Source organism: Streptomyces sp. NPDC029014 (assembly GCF_055564695.1).
Genome location: NZ_JBVHVT010000003.1, coordinates 1 through 22,408 on the forward strand (window position 1 = coordinate 1; position 22,408 = coordinate 22,408).

General features: G+C 75.6%; 18 protein-coding genes. 8 read left to right on the top strand and 10 right to left on the bottom strand.

The window, feature by feature from the left end; genetic code table 11:
* Window positions 1–125: 125 nt before the first annotated feature.
* The gene (locus ACZ4VL_RS02520) at window positions 126–1,349 is read right to left on the bottom strand and encodes a serine hydrolase domain-containing protein (protein WP_468194771.1); all 1,224 of its coding nucleotides are present in this window, start codon (window positions 1,347–1,349) and stop codon (window positions 126–128) included.
* A gap of 307 nt (window positions 1,350–1,656) precedes the next feature.
* On the opposite strand from ACZ4VL_RS02520, the gene ACZ4VL_RS02525 reads away from it, so the two are divergent.
* Window positions 1,657–2,835, top strand: a complete 1,179-nt coding sequence (locus ACZ4VL_RS02525) for a helix-turn-helix domain-containing protein (RefSeq protein ID WP_468194774.1) — start codon at window positions 1,657–1,659, stop codon at window positions 2,833–2,835.
* A 41-nt stretch (window positions 2,836–2,876) separates the two neighbouring features.
* Here ACZ4VL_RS02525 and ACZ4VL_RS02530 read toward each other — a convergent pair whose 3' ends face one another.
* Together ACZ4VL_RS02530 and ACZ4VL_RS02535 are read right to left on the bottom strand one after the other, a co-directional pair.
* Window positions 2,877–4,169 carry an LCP family protein gene (locus tag ACZ4VL_RS02530; protein WP_468194777.1) on the bottom strand — a complete coding sequence of 431 codons (1,293 nt, stop codon included), beginning with the start codon at window positions 4,167–4,169 and terminating at the stop codon, window positions 2,877–2,879.
* Between the two features lie 204 nt (window positions 4,170–4,373).
* Window positions 4,374–5,018, bottom strand: a complete 645-nt coding sequence (locus tag ACZ4VL_RS02535) for a GNAT family N-acetyltransferase (RefSeq protein ID WP_468194780.1) — start codon at window positions 5,016–5,018, stop codon at window positions 4,374–4,376.
* 130 nt (window positions 5,019–5,148) lie between these two features.
* Here ACZ4VL_RS02535 and ACZ4VL_RS02540 point away from each other — a divergent pair, with 130 nt between their 5' ends.
* The 3 genes from ACZ4VL_RS02540 to ACZ4VL_RS02550 all read left to right on the top strand — a co-directional run bounded on the left by ACZ4VL_RS02540 (window position 5,149) and on the right by ACZ4VL_RS02550 (window position 8,335).
* Window positions 5,149–5,889: a siderophore-interacting protein gene (locus ACZ4VL_RS02540; protein ID WP_468194782.1), complete on the top strand. Its 741-nt coding sequence runs from the start codon at window positions 5,149–5,151 to the stop codon at window positions 5,887–5,889.
* A gap of 86 nt (window positions 5,890–5,975) precedes the next feature.
* Window positions 5,976–7,685, top strand: coding sequence for a HEAT repeat domain-containing protein (locus ACZ4VL_RS02545; RefSeq protein ID WP_468194785.1), 1,710 nt, complete (start codon window positions 5,976–5,978; stop codon window positions 7,683–7,685).
* Window positions 7,682–8,335 carry an NADPH-dependent F420 reductase gene (locus ACZ4VL_RS02550; RefSeq protein WP_468194788.1) on the top strand — a complete coding sequence of 218 codons (654 nt, stop codon included), beginning with the start codon at window positions 7,682–7,684 and terminating at the stop codon, window positions 8,333–8,335. The genes ACZ4VL_RS02545 and ACZ4VL_RS02550 overlap by 4 nt, the downstream gene beginning before the upstream one ends.
* A 3-nt stretch (window positions 8,336–8,338) precedes the next feature.
* On the opposite strand, the gene ACZ4VL_RS02555 is transcribed toward ACZ4VL_RS02550, so the two are convergent.
* From ACZ4VL_RS02555 to ACZ4VL_RS02565, 3 genes are all read right to left on the bottom strand, one after another.
* Complete coding sequence (locus ACZ4VL_RS02555; protein ID WP_468194791.1) at window positions 8,339–8,995, bottom strand: DUF6308 family protein; 657 nt, start codon at window positions 8,993–8,995, stop codon at window positions 8,339–8,341.
* Complete coding sequence (locus ACZ4VL_RS02560) at window positions 8,992–10,221, bottom strand: VWA domain-containing protein (RefSeq protein ID WP_468194793.1); 1,230 nt, start codon at window positions 10,219–10,221, stop codon at window positions 8,992–8,994. Before ACZ4VL_RS02560 ends, ACZ4VL_RS02555 begins: the two co-directional genes overlap by 4 nt.
* A 143-nt stretch (window positions 10,222–10,364) precedes the next feature.
* Window positions 10,365–10,841 carry a VOC family protein gene (locus ACZ4VL_RS02565; protein WP_468195167.1) on the bottom strand — a complete coding sequence of 159 codons (477 nt, stop codon included), beginning with the start codon at window positions 10,839–10,841 and terminating at the stop codon, window positions 10,365–10,367.
* A 583-nt stretch (window positions 10,842–11,424) separates the two neighbouring features.
* Between ACZ4VL_RS02565 and ACZ4VL_RS02570 the strand changes: the two genes are divergently transcribed.
* Window positions 11,425–11,853, top strand: a complete 429-nt coding sequence (locus ACZ4VL_RS02570) for a hypothetical protein (RefSeq protein ID WP_468194795.1) — start codon at window positions 11,425–11,427, stop codon at window positions 11,851–11,853.
* Window positions 11,854–11,881: 28 nt separating this feature from the next.
* On the opposite strand, the gene ACZ4VL_RS02575 is transcribed toward ACZ4VL_RS02570, so the two are convergent.
* The 3 genes from ACZ4VL_RS02575 to ACZ4VL_RS02585 all read right to left on the bottom strand — a co-directional run bounded on the left by ACZ4VL_RS02575 (window position 11,882) and on the right by ACZ4VL_RS02585 (window position 18,406).
* Window positions 11,882–12,712, bottom strand: a complete 831-nt coding sequence (locus tag ACZ4VL_RS02575) for a class I SAM-dependent methyltransferase (RefSeq protein WP_468194800.1) — start codon at window positions 12,710–12,712, stop codon at window positions 11,882–11,884.
* 96 nt (window positions 12,713–12,808) lie between these two features.
* Window positions 12,809–17,575, bottom strand: coding sequence for a hypothetical protein (locus ACZ4VL_RS02580; protein ID WP_468194802.1), 4,767 nt, complete (start codon window positions 17,573–17,575; stop codon window positions 12,809–12,811).
* Between the two features lie 129 nt (window positions 17,576–17,704).
* Window positions 17,705–18,406, bottom strand: coding sequence for a YoaK family protein (locus tag ACZ4VL_RS02585; protein WP_468194804.1), 702 nt, complete (start codon window positions 18,404–18,406; stop codon window positions 17,705–17,707).
* Between the two features lie 193 nt (window positions 18,407–18,599).
* Here ACZ4VL_RS02585 and ACZ4VL_RS02590 point away from each other — a divergent pair, with 193 nt between their 5' ends.
* A complete protein-coding gene (locus ACZ4VL_RS02590) occupies window positions 18,600–20,279 on the top strand; it encodes a CocE/NonD family hydrolase (protein ID WP_468194806.1) in 1,680 nt (559 codons plus the stop codon).
* 47 nt (window positions 20,280–20,326) lie between these two features.
* Here the strand turns inward: ACZ4VL_RS02590 and ACZ4VL_RS02595 are convergent, their stop codons facing one another.
* Window positions 20,327–20,950 (bottom strand): class I SAM-dependent methyltransferase, encoded by a 624-nt coding sequence (locus ACZ4VL_RS02595; RefSeq protein WP_468194807.1) that lies wholly within the window; start codon window positions 20,948–20,950, stop codon window positions 20,327–20,329.
* A 167-nt stretch (window positions 20,951–21,117) separates the two neighbouring features.
* On the opposite strand from ACZ4VL_RS02595, the gene ACZ4VL_RS02600 reads away from it, so the two are divergent.
* Window positions 21,118–21,873 carry a hypothetical protein gene (locus ACZ4VL_RS02600; RefSeq protein WP_468194809.1) on the top strand — a complete coding sequence of 252 codons (756 nt, stop codon included), beginning with the start codon at window positions 21,118–21,120 and terminating at the stop codon, window positions 21,871–21,873.
* Window positions 21,807–22,394 carry a hypothetical protein gene (locus ACZ4VL_RS02605; protein ID WP_468194811.1) on the top strand — a complete coding sequence of 196 codons (588 nt, stop codon included), beginning with the start codon at window positions 21,807–21,809 and terminating at the stop codon, window positions 22,392–22,394. Before ACZ4VL_RS02600 ends, ACZ4VL_RS02605 begins: the two co-directional genes overlap by 67 nt.
* The last annotated feature ends 14 nt before the right edge of the window (window positions 22,395–22,408 follow it).

A 22,408-nucleotide genomic window follows, 5' to 3' on the forward strand; every position in this document is an offset into this window, starting at 1 on the left:
GAAACCACCACACAAAACCCCCCCCCCCCCCCCCCCCCCCCCCCCCCCCCCCCCCCCCCCCCCCCCCCCCCCCCCCCCCCCCCCCCCCCCCCCCCCCCCACCTCAGGTCGCGGGGGTTCAGGCGGTCACTTCCGTTCGCACAGCGCCGAGTCCAGCACCTGTTCCATCTGCGCCGCGGGGATGTTGGTCGCGAGGTGCGCATTGGTCACCACGGCGGCGTGCCGGCCGTCCTCCGTGACCAGCGTCTGCGTGTAGTACCCCGGCACCATGCCGTTGTGCCCCCAGGCCACGCCCCCGCACGGCAGCGGCTGCCGGATGAGGCCGAGCCCGTACCCCCAGCCGGCGGCCGGGTCCCCGACGGCGACCGCACGCTTCATCTCCGCCAGGCCCGCCGGCGACATCAGCCTGCCGCCGAGCAGCGCGTGGTAGAAGGCGGTCAGGTCCTGCTGGGTGGAGACCATCGCGCCGGCGGTGCTGAAGAAGGAGGGCTCGAAGGGCAGTACGTCGGTCCAGAAGAAGAACGAGCCCACCCGGACGCCGTGGTACCCGCGCACGGTGGGAGCGGGCAGGCTCCGGTCGCCGGGCGCCGGGAAGCGGGTCTGCGTCAGGCCGAGCGGTTCGATGACGCGGCGCGTGATCACCTCGTGGGCGCGCCCGCCCGTCACCTTCTCGATGAGCATGCCGAGGATCTCGTAGTTCGTGTTGGAGTACTCGAAAGCGCTGCCCGGCGCGGCGGCCGACGGCCGGCGCAGCCCGTCCTCGACGAGCGCCGCCAGAGCGTACGTGCCGTCCGGATTCGCCCGCGGGAGGGGCGCGTTGTTGACCGGGATCCCACTGGTGTGCTGGAGCAGGTGGCGCACGGTGACGGCGTTGCCGTCGTGCCCGTTCCCGGTGACCACGCCCGGCAGGTACCGCTCGACGGGCGCGTCGAGGGCGACCTTGCCCTCGTCGACCAGTTGCAGCACGGCCACCGCGGTGAAGACCTTGGTCTGGCTGCCGATGCGGTAGTGCTCGGTCGGCTGGATCGGCCGGTCGGTGTTGATGGTTCCCGTGCCGACGGACAGGCTCCAGGAGCCGGTGGCGTCGCCGGCGCGGACCGCGGCGCCCGGGCCGGCGTTCGCCTGGAAGGTCTTCAACGCCGCCAGCGTGGCCGCGTGGTCGGCGGGGGAGGGGGCCTCGGACCGGGCCCGGGTCTGGGTCTGGGGCTGGCTCTGGGGCTGCGGCCGGGTCCCGGGCAGTGCGGGGGACTGGGCGGCACGGGCCTGAGCCGGTAACGACAGCGCGAGCACCGCGGCGCAGACGGCAGCGGCCGCCGCGGAGAACCGGACCTGGCGTGCGATCGGGGGCATGTCTTCTCCTTGGTGGTGGGAGGGGCTCCTCGGGGGGAGGGAGGAGTGATCACATCCGGCCATGGGGCGCCGGGTGGTGGCGGTCCGGCCGGCCGTGCACGAGGGGCGCGGCGCCGCAGCGGCCCCCTTGGCAAGGGACCCCACGGCCAGGCTGACCCGAAGGCCTGTGAAACACCGCACAGCCCGCGCACGGGGGAAAGGCTCCGCGCCGCACCCCCATGCGGGTTGGATGAGTTCCCGGACGCCGCGGCCGCACACCCCCCACGCCGGATGTGATCCGTGGTCATTCAAACGGGCGACGCGGTCCGTGTCCCGGCCCGGTGACCTCGCCGAACGGTTCCCGGACAACCGCCGGACATCCGGCGTCCGCCGCGCCGCCGACGCGCTGCCCACGGACGAGGAGGAACGACAGATGGGACGCCGGGAACAGCCGCTCGACCCCGACCGGAGCCCCCTGGCCCGGTTCGCCCACGACCTACGGGAACTGCGGCGGCAGGCCGGGAGCCCGCCGTACCGCCAACTGGCCGCCCGGGCCCACTACTCCGCCTCCACCCTGGCCGAGGCCACGGCGGGCCATCGCCTGCCGAGCGCCGCCGTACTGGCCGCCTTCGTGAACGCTTGCGGGGGCGACCCGGAGGAATGGGAACGGCGCCGCATCGACACCCACCGCCTCATCACCGCGCCGGCGCCGGCCCGCGCCGCCCCTCCGGTCCCCGCCCTTCCAAGCCCTGTGCCGCCGGACCCGGATCCGGTCCCTGCTCCACTCTCCGCGGCCGCGGCCCCGGCCCGTACCACCCCCGGGCCGCCGGGGCCGACGGCCGGGCGCCGCCGAGCGGCCGGCCTCGTCCTCCTGGCCGGCCTCCTCACGCTCGGCGCGTTCACCGCCGGGGACACCGGCCCCCGGAACACCGCCGCTCCCGGCTTCGACGGGACCCGCGCCGCGGCCGCGAACCCGGCGGCCACGGACCCCCGACTCCCCGACGAGGGCCGGTGGTTGCGCGCCGACTCGGACGTCCCGGAGCGCTACCGTGCCCTGATCGTCGGGGCGGGCACCACCTGCCCTGTCCCGCAGGTGACCCCGGTGCTGGTGGCGGCCATGCTCAAGGCCGAGAGCGGGTTCGACCCCGGGCTCAGCGACCCGGCCAAGGACGAGTACGGCATCGCCCGTTGGACGCCGCGGGTCCTGCGCTACTACCTGCCGCCCGACCGGCAACACACGGTGCCGAAGCCGCCGTTCACCCCCGAGGACTCGATCCCCGCCATGGGCCGGATGCTCTGCGCCCTCGCCCCCGCACTGGAGGGCGTGCCCGGCGACCCCGCCCTCAACCTCGCCGCCGCCTACCGCACGGCCACGTGGATCGTGCAACGGCAGGGACCCGAGCTGGACCGCATCCGGCCCTATCTGGAGCAGGTCCGTACGGCCATGCTCGACTACGACCCCGGGCCGCCCCCGCCCCCGGCCGTGGCCGCACCCGGCGGGCAGTGACCCGGACGGAACCGGGGTCCGCGGGTCACCCGTTCACCAGGTCACCGGGTGGCGGCGAGGCAGCCGAGGCGGTCCGCCGTGACCGGCGCGCCCTCGACGACGTTCCGGTCGTAGGTGACCGGCTTGACGGTGACGGCCCGGGCGCCGACGGCCACGTCGAGGTACGCGTCATGGCCCGGAACGACCTGCCGGCGGGCGCCCGGCAGGGCCGCGGCCAGGGTGGCCGCGTCGCTCTCCCGCCCGGGCGCGTACCGGATCATCGGCGGGCCCGCCGGGCGTGCCTTCGGCGCCGCGGCGGAGGTGTCGGTGACGACGAACCCGCCGGCCAGCAGGGCCGCCGCCACGGCGGCGTCGTCCACCCGGACCTTGATCCCGGCGGGGTTGGTGGGCGCCGGGGTCTCTGGAACGGGCTGGATGCGCCGGTCGCCGGAGACGGGCCGGTCCGCGGCCAGCGCCGCCCACAGGGCACGGGAGCGTTCCTCGTCCCACAGGAGGGTCGACCCGACGCCGGGCACCCGGTGGTCGAAGGCCTTGATCGGGACGGTCGCGAACTCGGTCCGCTCCGGCCGCAGCCGCCCGAAGGCCGTGCCCAGCCGGACCAGGTCGGCGAGGTCGGTGCCGGTGTCGGTGCGTACGGACAGGAGCAGGGTGCGGGCCGTCTCCGCGGCGGTGAGGGGATCGGCCAGGGCCCCTTCGACGGTGAGGCGGGTCAGCAGGTCCGAGACGGCGCGCTGTTGGCGCCGGACGCGGCCGAGGTCCCCCGGGCGATCGACGTGTCGGGCGCGGACGTAGCGCAGGGCGCCGTTGCCGTCGGCGTGGTGCATGCCCGCTGTCAGGTCGAGGCCGGAGTTCTCGTCCTTGAGGGGTTTGTCGGTGCACAGGGCCGCCCCGCCCAGCCCGTCGACGGCCCGTTCGAAGCCGGTGAACCCGGTTTCGAGGTAGTGGTCGATCCGCAGGCCGGTCGCCTTCTCGACGGTCCTGACCGTCAGCGGACCGCGGCCGCGCGCGTACGCGCCGTTGATCTTGCCGAGGAACCCGCTGCCGTCCGCGTACTCGACGTACGAGTCGCGCGGGATCGACACGATGCTGGCCCGACGGGCGTCCTGCGACAGGTGCACCAGCATCATCACATCGGTGCAGTTGCACCCGGCGCCCCCGACGTGCAGCCGCTCCTTGTCCGCCTTCGACAGCCCGGCGCGGCTGTCGATCCCGACCACCAGGACGTTCGTCCCGTCGCCCGGCGCGGAGCGGTCGGCGGGCGCCGGCGGACCGGCCCAGGCCGCACCCGAAACCAGCGTCGTCAGCAGGGTCAGCGCAGTGGCAAGACGGAGCAACGCCTACTCCCAGGGCCGGGCGGACCGACGGGCCGGATGCCCGCCGGTCGGCGGATCGGACGCCGAACGCTAGCGATTGCGGAGCGGGCCGTGCCGGCGGCGCGCCGAGACGGCCCGGCCACCGTACGGAACGCCGCCGCGGGCAGCGGCGCACATCGAGCGGAACCAGAAGCGGAAGCGGATTCCGGGGCGGTCGGCTTGCGGCTACCGGGAGAGCGCGGTGCCGGCGTCCGGGGCCGGCAGCACCTCAGGACGGTCGAGGAAGGCCAGCACGGCCTGCTTCTCGGGGAGGTACACCTCGGGCAGGTCGATCTCCGGCAGGGTGATCTCCCCCTGCCGGACGAAGCCGAGCCGGTTCAGCATCGCGAGGGCCTTCTCGTTGCGGGCGTCGGGCTCGCCCACCGCACGCAGGACCGCCGGGTCGCGGAACGTGAAGCGGATGAGCGACCCGACGAGAGTGCGGCTGAAGCCGGGGCGCGGCCGGCCGGCCGCCGGGGCCAGCATCAGGTGGACGCCGATGTCGCCCTCCCGTACCTCGTAGCACTCGCTGACCCGGTCCTCCTCCGGCTGGTACGTCTGGAACAGCGCCACCGGCTCGTCGTCCAGCCGGACCATGAAGGCGTGATGGGTGTCGCGGCGGTCCACGTCCTCGTAGATCTCCTGGACCAGTTCACGGCTCGCGCCGTTCATGCCCCAGAACGATGCGCGCTCCTCGACGACCCAGGAGTGCAACACGGCGGAGTCCGCCGCGGGGTCGACGGGGGTGAACCGGACGGTGCCGAAGCCTTCGACGGTCTCGGTGTGGACGTCCGCGCGCGGGGAAACGAGGGCGGTGGAGTCGGGTCTCATACGGTGTTCTGTTCCTTCGTGTCGTCCATGTCGTAGGGCGGTGACCTGCGGGGTCGGTGCACACATCGCCGCCCAGATGCATTAGGTTAGGCTCGCCTAACTGTATCGGGGCTCAGGGGAAGGGGCGGACATGGGCGTCGCCAAGGGTTGGGAGGGCGTGGTCCTCAAGCTGCTGCGGGGCAAGGACTTCACGTTCACGGTCACGGCAGCCGAGCAGGTCACCCCGCACTACCGTCGGGTGTGGTTCACCGACGGCGGGCTGCTCGCGGCCGCGGGGGAGTCCCTGCACCCCACCATGTGGGTCCGACTGTGGTTCGACGACGACGGCAAGCCCCACCAGCGCGCCTACACCCTCGTCGACCCCGACGCCGAGACGGGCGCGTTCGCCCTGGAGTTCGCCCTCCACGACGGCGTGGCCAGCGACTGGGCGCGCAACGCCGCCCCCGGCGACACCGTCGAGGCCACCGTCCAGGGCACCGGCTTCACCGCCCCCGAACCGGCGCCCGAGCGGCTGTTGGTCATCGGCGACCCGGCCTCCCTCCCGGCCATCAACTCCCTGCTGGACGCCTACCCGCAGACCCCGGCCACGATCTGGTTCGAGACCCAGCACGAGGCGGACGCCGACCTGCCGGTACGCCTCGACCCCGACCGGCACGACATCCGCCGCGTCCCCCGCTCCGGCGACGGCGCCGCCCTCGTCGAGCGGATCCGCGCCGAACTGCCGGACCTGGCCTCCGACCCGGAGTCGGCGTACGTGTGGCTGGCCTGCGACACCGTGACCACCCGCACCCTGAACGGCTACCTCCGCAAGGACCTCGGTCTGCCCAAGCAGCGCGTCCACAGCCTCGGCTACTGGCGGGCCGCGGCCTGACCGCCGCCCCGAGGCCTCGCACGCCCGCCGTCGCGATGGCAGGATGCCGGGAGCGGGGCGGGCCCGCGCGACCTCCGGGGGGACCGTTGCAGGGGCTGGACGCGGTGGACTGGCACGGGCTGGAAGCAGAACGGCCCGACTGCTCGGCGGGGGAGATACCGAAGGTGCTGCGCCGGCTCGCGCGGGCGGACACCGCCACCCCGACCGGCACGCTCGAGCGGACCCAGGGCGAGCTACAGGACCTCCTGCTGGAGCACGGCCGGGTCACCGAAGCGGGCACGGCCGCCCTGCCGTTCCTGGTGGACCTCGCGCTTCGCCCGGACACGGTCGGCCGGCCGTTCCTGGTGGACCTCCTCGCCGACCTCGCCCACGACGGCGCAGCCGACCACCCCCGGGCCACGGCCTGGCGACAGCAGTGGCCCCGCGTGCGGACCCTGCTCGCCGACGCCGACCCGGAAGTACGGCGCACCGCACTGCGGTTCATCGCCGACCGGGCCGCCGCCCTGCTGGAGCGGTGGCAGCAGGAAACGGACCCCTCGGTCCGGGTGCCCCTGCTCCTGGCCCTGGGCAGGGCCGCGGCCGCCGGTGCCCCGGCCGCCGGCAGCCGTGCCTCCGACGGCCCGGCCGCCGAAGTACGAGCACTGCTGGACGGCCTCCTCCACGGCGACGACCGCGTCCTGCGGGTCACGGCCGTGGTCGCCGCTGCGCCCCTCGACCCGCAGACACCGCAGCGCGCCCTGCCCGTGCTGCTGGAACTCCTCGCCGACCCGGCCCTCGCCCCGGAGTTCGAGAAGGTCTGGTACGAGATCGACTGCGAGTACCCGTACGACCGCGACGACGTCGTGTCCCGGGTGGTCCACCTGCTGGAACAGCACGACCCGCAGACCACCCTCGCGTTCGTCGCCGACCTCGCCACGGCCGGACGCCGCACGGGCGACGCGGGCCTGCGCCGGTGCGCGCTCGACGGGGCGTGGGAACTGCTGCGGGACCAGCCCTCCACGGCCGCCGCGGTGCTGCCGCTCGCCGCCGGGCTGCTGGAGGACGAGGACGACGGCGTGCGCTACCGGGCGGCACACCTGCTGGCGGTGCTCGGCCGCCGGGCGGCACCCCACGCCGACCGGCTCGCCGCACGCCTCGACGACCCGGGCGAGGCGGAGTTCTTCGACGGCACCGTCGGCGACCACGCCCGCTGGGCCCTGACCCGGATCGGGGACCCGCGCGCCCTCCCGGACCTCGTCGAGCGGCTCGTCGCGCCGTACCGGGACATGCAGGGCCGGGGCTACTGCATCGGCGACCCGCGGCAGCCGGACGTCGCCGACGTCCTCCGGCCGCTGCGCGCCCACGCGCACCTGCTCCTGCCCGCGGTGCGGGAGGCCCTGCGCGACGAGGTCGCCCGGACCGGCTGGCTCGTCCGGGACCTCCGGGACGTGCTCCGGGCCTGGGGCGAGGACTCGCTGCTCCCCGGCGAGACGGACCTGCACCACCCCCACTGGGCACCGCGGCCGATGGAGCCCGCCGATGCGGAGGCGACCGTACTGGCCTATGCCGCGGACGGCGAACTCCTCGGGCGGTTCGGCCACGCCCTGGATTCGATCACCGCCCGCGGCCACCTCGACTCCGGGCCGGTCCGGGAGGCGCTGACGGCCCTGCGGGCCGCGGACCGTAGACTGACGGCGTACGGCGACTACCGCGCCTTCCTCCAGGACGAGGAGATCCGCGCTCAGATCGACTCGGTCCTCGCCCTGCCCGACGGCACCGGCGCCCGAGGAGCACCCGGGGGAGGGGCCCACGGATGAAGATCGCACTGCTGGGGACGGGCGGCGTGTGCCACGCCCTCGCCCCCGCCTTCCTCGCCCTCGGGCACGAGGTGACCGTCGGGACCCGTGACCCCGCTGCCACCCTGGCCGGCAACCCGGCCTACGCACGGCTGGCCGCCCGCTGCCCCGAACTGGACCTGCGCACCGTCGAGGAGGCCGTACCGGGCGCCGACCTCGTGGTGAACGCCATCGACGGGCCGTCCTGCGTCGCCGCGCTCACCCCGCTGGCCGGCCTGCTCGCGGGCCGGACCGTCATGGACGTCTCCAGCCCGTACGACTGGTCCGCCCCCGGGGGCGTCCTCGACCCCGTCAACACGGACAGCCTCGGCGAGCAGCTCCAGCGGGCGCTGCCGCAGGCCCGGGTCGTCAAGACGTTCAACACCCTCGCCGCCGAGGTCATGCCGGACCCGGCGGCCGTCGGCGACGGCGACCACACGGTCTTCGTCAGCGGCGACGACGCGGAGGCGAAGGAGACGGTGACCGCCCTGCTGACGGCCCTCGGCTGGCGGGACGTCCTCGACCTCGGCGGCATCCGCACCGCCCGGGCGACCGAGATGATGCTGCGGATGTTCATCGACGCCTCCGCCGCCGTGGGCACCCACCTGCTCGGCTTCAAGATCGTCCGCTGAGGGTCAGGAGCAGCGGGCCCGCTGGTGGTCCACCCGGTGGTGCATCCACACCACCACGTCGCAGACCCGCAGCGCACTGACCGTCCCGGGAAGGCCGGCGGCCCGCCGCAGGTCCGTCAGTCCGCGCTGGAGCGCCCGGCCGTCGGCGCGCAGCGCGGCGTGCAGGTCCGGCCAGAAGGACTGCGGCCGGCCGAGGGCGCAGCGGACGACCTGGTCGTAGACGGGCAGGAGCCGCGGCCGCTTCCGGGCGAGGAGCTTGCCGGCCGTGACCCACCCGATTCCGGGCCGGTCGTGGAGGACGTCCCAGGCGGTGTGCGCCGGCGACCCGGGAGCGAGGTCCGCCGCCTCGGCTTCGGCCATGTCCAGGTCGTGGGGGATGCGGCTCAGCAACTCGGACAACCGGGCGCCGAGGTCGCCCTCGAGGAGGTCGAGCGCAGCCCGAGCGGGAATCCTGACCGACAGGGTCTGTACGGCGATCAGGTCGTCGGCGGTGACCGTGTGGGCGACGGCAGGGCGGTCGCCGCCCCCGGCCAGGTGCTCGAACCGGGCGCCCGCGAACGGCACTTCGCGCCGACCGCCGGTTCCGAAGCAGCGCCGCAGGTCCGACGCGGCCCGAGGGGAGGCGATGAGACCGGCCAGCCGCTGCCGCAGCGTCTTCACCGCCGCAGCCAGGCGGCGAAGGCCTCGACGAGGCCGGCGTAGAACCGCTCGTCCGGCACCGATCCGGGGTTCTTCGTCGCGTCGTAGAAGGCCACGTTGGTGAAGGCGGCGGAAGCGGACGCGTTGAGGTTCCGGTAGAACGCCAGCTTGCCCCGGCCGAATCCGACGAAGAGCCAGAAGACCCCCAGGGGTGCGGTGTTCTGCAGCAACGCCCGGACCTCGGCCTTGTCCAGGGGCTCGTCACCGACCTGCGTCACGACGAAGGCGGGGTCGACGGCTCCGGACTCCTGGTAGTGCCCCACGGCGCGACGCATCGCCGCGGCGATGTCGCCCCAACCCCAGTCCACCTGGGTGTGCAACCGCCCGATGCGGCGCCGGTAGTTGTCCAGCCGGATCTCCTCCAGGAACGGCTGCTCCCCGCTGGAGAAGATCACCGGCACGGTGCCGTCGTCGTCCAGGTTGGCCGACAGCGCCAGGACCCGCTCGGCGAAGGCCTGCACGGCGAACGACTCGTACAGCTCCTCCATGTGCCAGTCGTGATCCAGGATCAGGTACACCGCGGCCCGCCGGTCGGCGATGCTGCGGTCCGCGAGGATCCTGCCGGCCTGCCGCGCCGGGGACACCAGCCCCGGCGCGAGGCGTTCGACCTTCGACAGGTCCACCTCTGCCCCCGAAGGGCCCGGCTTCCCGCCCTCCCGGGCGGGCGGCGGCAGCGGCGGCGCCGCCGCGGGTTCGGATTCGACGTCGACGTCGACGCCGTAGTCGGTGGCCACCCCGGCGAGGCCCGACGCGTAGCCCTGCCCGACGGCGCGGACCTTCCAGCCGGCGGCGCGCCGGTAGAGCTCCGCCAACACCACGACGGTCTCCCCGCACGTGAAGTCCGGAGCGGTGAAGGACAGCGCGGGGGATCCCGGCTGGGTGATCAGCAGGAGCGGTGCGCGGGTGAAGACCGCCCCCGGCTGCAGCGGGTCGGCGCTGGCCATGACGGCGACCCGCTCCACGCCGGCCGGCACGCGTGCCAGGTCGGCCGTGACCGTCGAGCCGTCGACGGACACGGCGTCCTGGGACGGGTGGTTGTAGAACACCAGGTCGTCGTCACTGCGGACCTTGCCGTCCGCGCCCAGCAGCAGTGCGGAGACATCCGCGGCCAGTCCCTGAACGGACACGGCCAGCGTCACCGGTGCCGCCCTGAGCGCGGCGTTCTCCCCTTTGCGCAACGACGTCATGTGCTGCTCCGCCCCCCTTGATCGCCGAGAGGGAAACCGTAGCGGCGCCGTGCTCGACCGTTGCGGGTTTCGGTGGAATCCGACCGGCTCGCCCCCCGGCGGGGTGCGGGAGCAGTGGCGCCCGCGCCGACGGGAGGGGGCGGTCACCCGGCGTCGGACAGGCGGAGGCGGAGCACCGCATCCGAGACGTCCTCCAGGTGGGTCAGGAACACCCACATGTGACCCGAGGGGTCCTTGAGGATGACGGTGCGATCACCGTGGAACATGTCCGTCGGCGGCTGGAGGACCTCGGCACCAGCGGCACTCGCGCGTTCCGCGAGGTCGTCGACGTCCGGAACGAAGACGTGCAGCGTGACGGTGGTGCCGCCGCCGAGCGAGGCAGGGGAGGTGAAGGCACCGGCCTCCGCCTCGTCCACGCTGGCGTCGCCCAGCATCAGCACCGACCCTCCGATGCTGATCTCGGCGTGCAGGATCCCGCCGCCCGGGGCGCCGATCCGGAATTCCTCGCGGGCGCCGAACGCCCGCTGGTAGAAGTCGATCGCCGCGGCGGCGTCATCGACCATGATGTGCGGGATCACGGCGTAGCGGTACCGGTCGGGGGTCGCGGCGTGCTCGGTCATGGTGAACTCCTCGGCCAGGCGCCCCGGGTCGACTCCCGCGGGCACTGCCAGGACCGTAAGAGCTCAAGTTTGGTTCAGGTCAAGCGTCCGCCGCGGCCGGGCGCCCCCGCGACCGGAGGCCTGGGTTCCGCCAGCGGCGCGGGATGGGTTAGGATCGATCTCGAGCTCGCCGCCGCAAGACGTGGTGGTGGGTCCGGCGTTGGTGGTCCAAGGAAAGGCACCCCACTTCCTGTGGGGGGATGCAGGTGCAAGGCCTGCCCAGCGCTCGATCAAGGCCCCGGCCTCCGCGAGGAGACCGGGGCCTTCGCCGTGCGTCGGCCGGGATCAGGCGGGCTGCTTCACGCAGGTGCCGACCACGTATCGCGTGACGCCGTGCTCGGTGACCTTCACCCAGCGATCGCCGGTGATGCCGCACTTGGCGTGGAACCGACCTGCGGGCGGTGTACCGGCGGCGGGAACGGCCGGGCGCCGTGCCGCGTCCTCACCGATGAGGGGCGCGCCGGATGCCGGATGCCGGATGCCGGATGCCGGATGCCGGGCGCCGGGCGCCGGCGGCAGGTCGGGAAGGACGGGAGGCGGCGCGGTGCGCGGAGAACGGCGGTCAGGGGCGGGACTCGTGGTGCTGGCCGTGGCGTTGCCGCTGGTCGCGGCGGCGGTCGTGATGGCGGTGGTGTTCACCGGAACCGGTGCGGCGGGGCGGAGTCCGCTGCACCGGGCCGCGCACGACTACCTCGACGTCGTGGGCCGCGGCGGGCCGGCACCCGCGGCCGGCCCCGGAACCGACTGTCCGGGCGGGCAAGGGGATCCGGCGGCCACGCTGCGCGGCCTGGCACCGGTCTTCGGACACCGCATCGTGTCGTCCACGCAGAGCGGTGGCACGGCGGAGGTCAACGTGGACCTCACCCCGCCGGACGGCGCCCCGGTGGCCGTCGTCCTGGAGCTGCGCCGGACGGGAGACCGCTGGGACGTCTGCGCGGCCTCCACCGGCCGCGTGGTGATCGACCCGTTCTGACGCGCCCCGTCAAGACGCCGCCCCGGCCTCAGCTCGTCCGGTGCGCCGTGAGCAGGAGGTACTCCCACTCCATGGCGCCGTCCCGGGTGTGCTCCTCTGCCAGCGCGTCGAGTTCGCCGTCCAGCGCGGCCTCGCGGTCCCGGTCGTCACCGAGGGCGCGGTAGACGGCGATCGTCGGGCCGTAGCAGGCCTTGAAGAACGTACGGAAGTCCCCGCGCTCGGGGAAGGCGTCCACGCGGACGGTCATGCGACGGGCGTCCACGTCGGTGACGCGGTCGCCGAGCAGCCCGTACACGTGCTCCTCGTCGCCCCACAGGGGCGGCGGCTGGGCCCCGGGCGGAGGTGGGGGCGCGTACGGCTTCATCGCCGTGAACATCCGCCCGATGAACCCGTCCGGCGTCCAGTTGGCGAGGCCGACCGTGCCGCCGGGGCGGCACACCCGGAGCATCTCGTCGGCGGCCGTCTGGTGGTGCGGGGTGAACATGATGCCGAAGCAGGACATGACGACGTCGAACTCGCCGTCCGCGAACGGCAGGTGTTCCGCGTCCGCCTCGCGCCATTCCAGCTGGGCGCCGCGCACCGTGGCCAGGTGCTGGCCCACTTCGAGGAGTTCGGGGGTGAGGTCGCTGGCCACCACGTCGGCCCCGGCGAGAGCGGCCGGGATGGCGGCGTTGCCGGAACCCGCGGCGATGTCGAGTACGCGGTCCCCGCGGCGCACGCCGCACTCGCGGACGAGTTCGGCACCGTTCTCCGGGATGACGTGGGAGGCCACGGACGGGTAGTCCCCCATGGCCCACACGGCCCGGTGGCGGGCCTTCAGCGCGAGATCGGCCGCGACCGGATCGGTCGCCTCGGACATGACCGCCTCCAGGGCTCGGACGTGCCCCTTGTCCGAGCATAGGCGGGTCCGGCCGGAGCCGCCGTTCGGGTGAACGGCGGCCCCGGGGCCGGCGGGCTACCGGGCCGTTCGGGACAGGGCCGTACGGGACCGGGCCCACGCCCCGGCGAACTGTTCGTGCGGCGGCAGCGGCGGGAGCAGCCGCAGCAGCGGGGTGTGCAGGATCGTGCCCGATGCCGAGGCCAGGTGGGCTGGGAGCTTGTCGCCCTCCACCGGCAGGTGCGGCGCCTTCAGCTGGACCCACGGGCCCGGCGCGAACAGGGTGCGTCCGGCGCGGGCCCGCTTGCCGCTCTCCACGGCCCCGGTGGTCAGCAGTTCCGCCTGGGCGGCTTTGTGCCGGGCGGCCGTCCAGCCGTTCCAGCGGCGTACGGCGCGGTCGGTGGGCCGGGCGAGGGCCAGCAGCTGGAGGTACAGGGCCGCCGCGTCGGGGCCCGTACCCAGCGCGGCGGCGACCTCCGCCACCAACTCGGGGGCGCTGAGCGCCGGGTCGTTCTCGTAGCCGCCCTCCGGAACGGGCGTGGTCGTGGCGCGGGCCGCGAGCCGGTCGAGCCCGTCGAGGAGCTGCTCGGTCTGGCGCAGCTCGGTCAGCAGCCACGGCCGGCTGTCGGCGGCGGCCAGGGCCTCGGCCCGTGCCAGGCGGGCCGGGTCGGCCAGGGCGGCGGGCCGCAGGAACGCGTCGCCGGCGGGTACGGCGACGACGAACAGCCCGTCGTCGACGGCGGTGGAGACGGACGGCGCCTTCTCCCACAGCGGTTCGGGGCAGGGCCGCACCTCGCCGCCGTACGGGACGAACGCCGGGTCGGCGGCGGCCGTGGCGGCGAGGTCCTCGAACCCGCCGAGCGGGACGAGCGTCCCCGGGTCGTCGAGCCGGGCCCGCAGCCGCCGGTACAGGGCGAGGGCGCCCCGGGCGGCGGGATCGCCGACCGGGCGCTCGGTGAGCGCCCAGGCGATCACGGAGGCGGCCGTGCGGTGCGCCGGCTCGCCGGGCCGGACGTAGCCCCAGACGGACCGCTCGGGTGCGCGGTGCTGGACGACGAGGCCCCCGGTGCGGCTGCCGGTCAGGACGAAGCCGGCCTCGCCGTACGGCGCGTCCTCGGGAGCCCGTCCGGCGGGCAGGCTGCGGGCCCAGCCGTCGCAGAGCCCGAGGTCGGCGGCGAGGGCGGTGGCGAGCTCCTCGTCGGCGTACTCGTCGGCGCCCAGCAGCCCGGTCCAGACGGCGGCCATCCGCTCGGCCGCGGCCGTCGTGGCGGCGGGCTCCCACAGTTCGGCCGGGTCGCCGGGCAGGCCGGCGGCGAGGACCGCGCGCCGCCCGGCCGGGCCGAGCCGGCGGCACAGCTCGTCGTAGAGCGGGATGACGTCCTTGCCGGCCTTGTACGGGGCGGAGCCGAGCAGGGCGAGGTGCTCGTCGTGGCGTTCGCGGCCGGGGAGGCCGGCGAGGACCAGGGCCGCGACGGGCACCCGCACGCCGGTCAGCCGGGCGAAGGCCTCGACCGCCTCGGGGCCGGCGGCGACCGGGCCCCGCTCGGCGAGCAGGGCGAGGAGCCGGGGCAGGCGTGCGGCGTCGTCCTCCTCGACCGTGACGTCGGCGGTGTCGGCGGCGCCGTCCGGTGCGGGCGCTGCGGACGGCTGGACGAACCAGGCCGCGCCCTCGCGGACGGCGCCCGAGGCCAGCGGGTGGCGGGCGTCGGCGGCGCGGCGGGCGGCCAGGGCCCCGGGGGTGGCGCGGCCGGTGCGCCAGGTGCTGCCGCGGACGGCGAAGGGCTGGCCGCTCCAGGTCTCCAGCAGGGAGACGAGCGCGGCCCGGTCCGTGTCGGAGGTGGGCGCGACGGCGGCGCGCCAGGCCGCGGCGCCGATCCCGCCGCCCAGCAGGGCCTGCCAGGCCTCGGGGGCGGCGGGCAGGGCCAGGACGCGGGTCTCGTCGTCGATCTCCCCGCGCAGGTGGCGGCCGTCGGCGGCGACGGCGGTGAGCAGGGCCGGCTGCGGTGCGGGGCCGGGTTCGTCGTGGCGCCGCCGGGCGTCGGCCAGCAGCCCGTGCAGGGCCGGGACCAGGACGCTGTCGGGGGTCTCGGCGGGCAGGGTCACCACCGGCCCGGCGCGCATCACCGCGACCTTGCGTGACAGGGCGCGGCGGCGCCGCAGCACGTCGGCTGCGAGCAGGGCGGCCCGGCCCGCACCGGCTGCGATCCGCGGCTCCAGAGGTCGGCCGGGCGCGGAGTCGGGCAGGGCTGCGGTCAGGGCGGCGTCCGGTTCGCCGCGCAGGGCGGCGTCGAGGAGGCCCCGTACGGCAGGGTCGGCGACCGCGCGCAGGGCGGCGGAGGAGTCCGCGCAGCGGGGCGTGAGGAAGTGCCAGAACGCGGGCGGCGGGAAGGGGCCGGCCGCGTCCCCGAAGCCGGTGGTGCGCCGGCTGCCGGAGCCGGGGAAGCCGTGGGTCTGCCAGAGCAGGGAGTTGTCCTCGGCGGCGTGGACGCGGAAGGTCTCCTGGCCGGCCAGGACCGCGTCCTCGCCGCCGGCCGGCATCCGGATGACGCCCCAGGGGCGGCGGCCCCAACGCCGGCTGCGGTAGGCGGCGGTGCGGCCGTCGATGCCCTCCAGGACGAACGAGGTGGGGGAGGGGCCCGCGTACGGGGTGTGGCACAGGACCCGGCAGCCGACGAGCCGGCCGTCCTGGCCGAGCGGGGAGGCGGGGGCGCCCGGGGGCAGGGCGGCGAGGGTCAGGAGGTCGCCGAAGTGGGCGGTGCCGGGCGGGAGCGGGGTCGCGGTGTGGAAGGCGGGCAGGTTGCTGCCGTCCGAGAGCCGGGCGTGGCGGGTAGTGGCCCGTCGGGCTCCGGTGCCGGCGTCGAGGGGGGCTCCGGTGGCGGGGTCGAGTCGGGCGCCCGTGGCGGGATCGGCCGGCATCCAGCTGCCCGCCGAGCCGAAGACCTCGGTGGTCCACAGCCGCCGGCCGTCGCTCATCTGGACGTCGTGGGAGCCGATGCCCTCGCGGCCGCCGGGCCGCAGGACCCGTTCGCCGTCGTACCGTCCGCCACCGTCCGGGGTCTCGAACTGGTAGCCGAGGCCGCCCTGGATCATGCCGCCGTAGCGGCGCAGGCCGAGTTTCTCCGCCGGCTCGAACACCTCGTCCGGGCGGTCGGACCAGAAGGCCAGCTCGCCGAAGGAACTGCCGTCGCCGCGGCAGGTCCAGCTGACGAGGAAGCGACCGCCGACGTAGTGCACGGCGTGGGCGACCGCGTCCTCAGGGAGACGGAACGCGCAGGTGGCGCGGGTGCCCGCGTGGTCGACGGCCACGGCCCGGTCCCGGCCGTGGACGGTGAGCACCGGCCAGGTGGAGGTGACCCCCGTGACCCCGGTGGCTCCGGTGCCCCCCGAGCCCCCGGTGGCCCCGCCGGCGTCGAAGCCGGCGACGGCCTCCTCCAGCGCCGGCCACCCCCACTCCTCCGGCAGCCCGGCGCGCAGGGCGCGGGCGAGCGGGCCCGTCAGGTCGAGGGCGGCGAGCGCCTCCTCGATGCCGTCCAGGGCGCGGGCGGTGGGCCGGTCCAGCAGACCGTCGAGTTCGCGGACGGCCTCGTCGGCGGCGGCCAGACCACCGCCGCGCAGGGCATCGAGCAGGGCCTCTACCCGGCCGTGCACCTCGGCGGTGATGCCGGGGTTGCGGGGGAGCCGGGTGATCGCCGTCCCGGAGCCGCGCAGTCCGGCGTGGACGGTGCCCTCCAGGCGGGCGCCGAACACGGGGTCTGCCGCCAGCGCCAGCAGGTCGCGCCGCAGGTCGCCGTCGCGCAGGACGAGCGGCACGGCCGGCCCGGGGTCCACGACGGCGATCCCTTCGGCGAGGCAGGCGTCGAGGAGCTCGGCGTCCAGCCCGGGCCACTGGTAGCGGTCCTCGTGCAGGGTGAGGGGCGCGGCGGCGGCCCGCAGTCGCGGGGCGAGCCGGGTGAGCACCTCGAACAGCTCGTCCGGCAGCGGCTGCCGGGTCACACCGCCCCCGCCGGCGGGACGGTGCGAGTAGCGCTGCGCGTACCGGCCGAACCACGCGCCGGGGCCGCCCTGCGGGACGATGCGCCCGGCGGCGGCGGCGTCGACGGCGCCGCACCCGAGGAGCAGCCGCAGCCAGGCGGAGCCGTCGCCGCGGGTCTCGGGGAAGAGGTCCAGGAGCAGGGCGTCGGTGGCGTCGCCCTGCGGGTGGGCGGTGAACAACTCGCGGGCGGCGTCGAGCAGCCGGTCGGGGACGGCCTTGCCCTGCGCCGCTCCGAGTACGTGGCCGAGCACGCGGGCCTCCTCGGCGGGGCCCAGCCCGGCGGTGCGGGCCGAGAGCCGGACGCGGCGGGCCAGGTCGGCGGGGAGGTCGCCGGGGGAGGCGGCCCAGGCGCGCAGGACCCGTACGTACTCCTCGTGGGCGGCGGCCGGCTCCGAGCGGTCGGCCAGCCAGGTCTGGTGCTCGCCGAGGGCGGCGGCGGGCAGGGCGCCGCCGGCGGCGAAGACGAGCACGTTGGCCCGGTGCCAGTCGGGGTCGGGGGCGAGTCCGTGCGTGCGCTCGGCGGTTCGGGCCAGGGTGTAGGCGCGGGCGGCGGAGCGGGCGTGCCAGGCGATGAGCCGGTGTCCGACGGTGTCCCAGAACCAGGGCAGGTGGGCCGGATCCAGGCCCCGTACGCGCCGCTCCAGACCGTCGACGAAGCGGCCGGGCCTGTCGTAGGCGCGGTGGATGCCGCCGCGCACCTCGTCGAGCAGCCCGGTCGCGGTCTCCTCGGCGGCGGGGCCCTGGAGGCGGGCCCAGTCGGTGTAGGCGGTGGAGGACTGCGGGTCGGCGGGCGCCGCGATCTGGATCTTCATGCGCCCGATCCTGGCACGCCCGTCCGACACCGCCCGCGGCGGCCACCGGGACCGCCGCACCCGCGGGACACCGACCCGCGGCGGCATCCGGTACCGCCACGCGCCCCGGCTTCCCCGCCGAACAGCGGCTCAGCGCGTGTACAGGCGCGGCCGGGGCACGTACGCGACCGCCACCAGCAGCACGACGGCCGACGCGACCAGCAGGAGCCCGGCCACCGGCCAGCCGGCGTGCACCCAGGCCGCGCCCGCCACACCGCCCGCGAACATCGCCCCGACCGAGGCCGCGCGCCGGGCCGTCGTGGTCGGCCCGCGGGCGAGGAGGTCGTCGTTGCCGAGCGCGGACCCGGCCATGAGGGCGGTCATGGCCCGGGTGACCAGGGTGGTGGGCAGGTCGGGGACCTGCACCCGCAGGGTGGTCACGTTGCGGACGCCCATCGCGGTCGACAGCACGGCGATGGTGGTGAGGTGACGCGGGGTGGGGGCCCGGTGCACGGGGTGCAGGCCCCAGGCCGTGGCGGCGGCCGCAGCCACCAGCAGGGCCTCCGCCACCAGCGCGATGACGAACCACCGGTGCCGGCCGGTCTCCAGCCGGGTCTCCAGGCGGGCGCCGAACAGGGCCCCGGCGAGGAACGCCGCGAGGGACACCGCCGGCGCCGCCACCGACAGCCCGCCCTCGCCCACCAGGCCGAAGCCGAGGAAGAGGACGTTGCCGGTCTGCATGGCCGTGAACACCGGCCCGAGGGTGAGCAGACTGGCGGCCTCCACCAGCCCCGTCGTCACCGTCAGCACGACCATGTACGGAGCCAGCGCCACAGCGGCCTTCGCCTGCACGTCCCCTCCCGAGCGGCCCGGGGCCACCGACGGGCGACCCGCCCCCAGTCTCGGCGCCGTTGCCCGCCCCTCGCCGCGCCGTGGACCGCGTCGCGCCGCACACCGCACCTTCGGCGCAAGCGGCCGGGCGAGTGGCCGGGCGAGTGGCCGGGCCTCAATAACGTACAGTGTACGTAGAGAAGGGAGTGGAACCATGTCCTCACGAACCGTCAACACCCCCGTCCCGAAGCCCGCCCGGGTGCCGCCGCCCGGCAAACCGCCGCTGTCCGCCCGGCTGATGCGGGCGACCTGGCGCGGCCTGCCGGCGAAGCGCTACGAGGTCGGCCTGGAGCAGGGGCTGGAGGTGCCGGCCGCCGACGGCAGCCCGCTGGTCACCGACCACTACTTCCCGCGCGCCGAGGGCGACTTCCCGACGCTCCTCGTGCGCTCCCCGTACGGGCGGGGCCTGCCGTGGTCGCCGATGTACGGCCTGCTCTTCGCCGAGCAGGGCTTCCACGTGGTCCTGCAGAGCTGCCGGGGAACCGGCGGGTCCGGCGGCCGGTTCCACCTCTGGCGCAACGAACCCGCCGACGGCCGGGCCGCGGTGGCCTGGCTGCGCGAACAGCCCTGGTTCGACGGGCGCCTCGCCACCCTCGGCCCCAGCTACCTCGGCTACGTCCAGTGGGCCCTGGCCCTGGATCCGCCGCCGGAGCTCAAGGCGATGGTCGTCCAGCTCGGCCTGCACGACCCCCGCGCCCTGTTCCACGCCGGAGGGGTGCTCCACCTGGATACCGCCCTGGCCGTCGGCGCCGGCATGACCTACCAGCACCGCGGCACCGGCCCCTTCCTGAGGGCCACGATGCGCCTGCAGCGGAGCCTGCGCGCCATCACCACGGCCCGGCCGCTGCGCAGGGCGTACGAAACCGCGCTCGGCGAAGTGCCCTGGCTGGACGAGGTGATGACGCACCCCGAGGCCGACGACCCGTACTGGGACGGCGCCTCCCTCGCCCACGCGGCGGACCGGACGACGGTACCGACCGCCCTCGTCACCGGATGGCACGACGTCCTGGCCGACCAGGTGTTCGAGCAGTACGACGGGCTGCGCCGCGCCGGCTGCGAGACCACCCTCCTCGTCGGTCCCTGGACCCACACCTCCGCCCTGCAGCAGGGCTGGCCCGCGGTCTTCGCCGAAAGCCTGGCCTGGCTGCGCGCCCACCTGGACGACGACCGCTCCGCGCTCCGGCCCACCCGCGTACGGGTGCACATGGGCGGGGCCGAGGAGTGGCAGGACGTGCTCGACTGGCCGCTGCTCACGCCCCCCACGGCCTGGTACGCGACCCCTGACGCCCATCTCGGCCCCGACGTCCGGCCCTCCGCCGGGCCGGCCCCGCTCGCCGCCTTCCGCTACGATCCGGCCGACCCCACCCCCTCCGTCGGCGGCCGCCTGCTCTCCCGCACCGCGGGCGCCCGCAACAACCGCACGCTGGAGGCCCGCGACGACGTCGTCACCTTCACCGGACCGCCGCTGACGGCCCCCGTGGAGATCCTCGGCCCGGTCACGGCGCGGCTGACGCTGTCCACCGACACCGGCCACTGCGACGTCGTGACCCGCCTGTGCGACGTCTCCCCCGACGGCCGGTCCACGAACGTCTGCGACGGCGTGGCTCAGGTCCGGTCCACCCCGGACCTACCGACCGAGGTGACCGTGTCCATGTCCTCCGCCGCCCACCGCTTCGCCCCAGGCCACCGCATACGCTGGCAGATCAGCGGCGGCGCCCACCCCCGCTACGCCCGCAACCCCGGCACGGGCGTACCACCGGCCGAAGCCACCGAATTCACCCCCACCCGCATCACCCTCCACACCCCCTCGACCCTGCTCCTCCCCGAACGCTGAGAACACCTGCTCCCCGCCGAGGAGTTACACAGGGGCCTGGCGGGGGCTCAGGGGGACAGGGCGGTGCCGAGGGAGGCGGCGGCCAGGGGTCTCGGGGCGCCCTCCTCGTAGAACACGTCGAGTGCGGTGATCACGAAGCCCGCGGCCGTCAGCATGCCGACCGTCGACCGGGTGAGGTGGCAGCCGCCGAGCAGCCGCTTGTTGACCGGCTCCAGGCGCCGCTGCCAGCGGCGTACGCCCTCGTCCTCCTCCGGGGCCAGGCCGTGCTCCACGAAGTGCAGGGTGCCGCCCGGCTTCAGGACGCGCCGCAGCTCGCGCAGCGCCGCCACCGCGTCCGGGACGGTGCACAGCGTCCAGGTGGACAGGGCCGTGTCGAACGTGTCGTCCTCGAAGGGCAGTGACTGCCCGTCCAGGCCGGCCCGCCGTACGGGGACGGGGGAGGCAAGGACCCGGTCGCGGGCCAGCCTCCACCCGACGTCGGAGGGCTCGACCGCGGCCACGCCGGTGACGGCCGGCGGGTAGAAGGGGACGTTGTGCCCCGTGCCGAAGCCGATCTCCACCACCTCGCCGTGCAGCCCCGCGCACACCCGCCGCCGCAGCGGCCGGGCGACCTCGGCGCCGCAGGCGACGTTCACGATCCGTGGCAGGACCTGGTCCGCGTACCAGCCCATCGCGGCCTCCCTCTCCCGTCGCACCAGCATGGCACCGCAACGGGCCGCACGTCCGTCGGCCGCCCGCCCGACGCCGACGGTACGACCGCCGCCTCCCCCGTCCGGGGGAGGCGGGTCGGGACGCGAGCAGGACGTGGCCCGGCCGCCGCCCACGCCAGGCTGGACCCATGCCCCGAACCCCGAACCGACCCCGAACGCAGCTGGCTGCAGCCGTCATCGCCTGCCTCGGTGCGCTCGCCTACACCGTCAGCAAGGTGGACCTGGCGCGGAACGACGAGCTCGGCATGCCCGGTTTTCCCGCACCGGCCGGCGCCTACGCCGAGGTCGCCGACGTCGGGCCCGCCCAGCTGGCCAACGCGGCCCTGGGCCTGCTGATGGCCGCCGTCGCCCTGCTCCTCGCCCGCCTGCCGCAGACCCGCCTCGTCCGCTGGCCCGTGCTCGCCGTCTCCTGGGCCGGCATCGCGATGGTGGCAGCGGGCGTCCTGGGCTTCGGCGGCCGCGCGGCGGGCCTGGCGCCGGGCCTCGGGCCCACCCCGCCCGACCTGCCCACCGCGCTCGCCGCCCTGCTCGTCGGCGCCGCGTGGGCAACGGCCTGGACCATCGCCACGGTCACCGCGGTACGTGCCGGCCGGCATCTGCACGTCGAGGCACTGCGGGGTAGCCGCGGTACGAACCGGTTGGCCCTGACGGGCGGGCCGGCGCACTGCGCGAGCGTGGCGGTCCCGGGATGCGGGCCGGCCCGTGCTGCAATGCCCCGGGTCACTCGTCTGTCGGCGATCGGGAGGCCGCCATGCCCAACCGGTGGTTCGGGGCGCTGCCCTCGCCGTTCTCCCGGCAGGCGGGCCTGCTCGCCGGAGTGCTCGCCGCAGGCCTCGTCAGCCTGCTGCTCTACGCCGTCCACTGCGCCCAACCGGCGGCCGTGATCGGCTCCGGTCTGATGGTCTTCGGGGCCGCAGCACTGGTCGGGGGAGGCATCGGCTTCCTCTTCGGCGTTCCCCGCACGATCTCGTCCGGTGACGCGTCCGGGGGCGACGGCGGCGAAGCGGGCACCGCCGCCACGAAGACCCTCTACGAGCCCAACACGAACCTGGAACAGGTCTCGGACTGGTTGACCAAGCTGCTGATCGGCGCAGGGCTGACGCAGCTCCCCGCGCTGGGGCAGGCCTTCCGGCGGCTGGCGTCTGCGCTGGCGCCCGCCCTCGGCGGGCGGCCGGACAGCGCGGCCTTCGCCGGTGCCCTGGTGGCGAGCTCCTTCGTGTTCGGCTTCCTGTGCGGCTGGCTGGCCACCCGGCTGTACCTCGCACCGGCGCTGCGGGGAGCCGACGTCCGGGTGCTGGCCTACCTGCGGCAGGCGAACCGGGCCGAGTCGACCGGCGATCGCACCTCGGCGGACGAGCTCCGCTCCAGGGCGGCCGCGACCCTGCAGGGCAGCCGGCGCCCCTGATGCTGCGGCAGGTC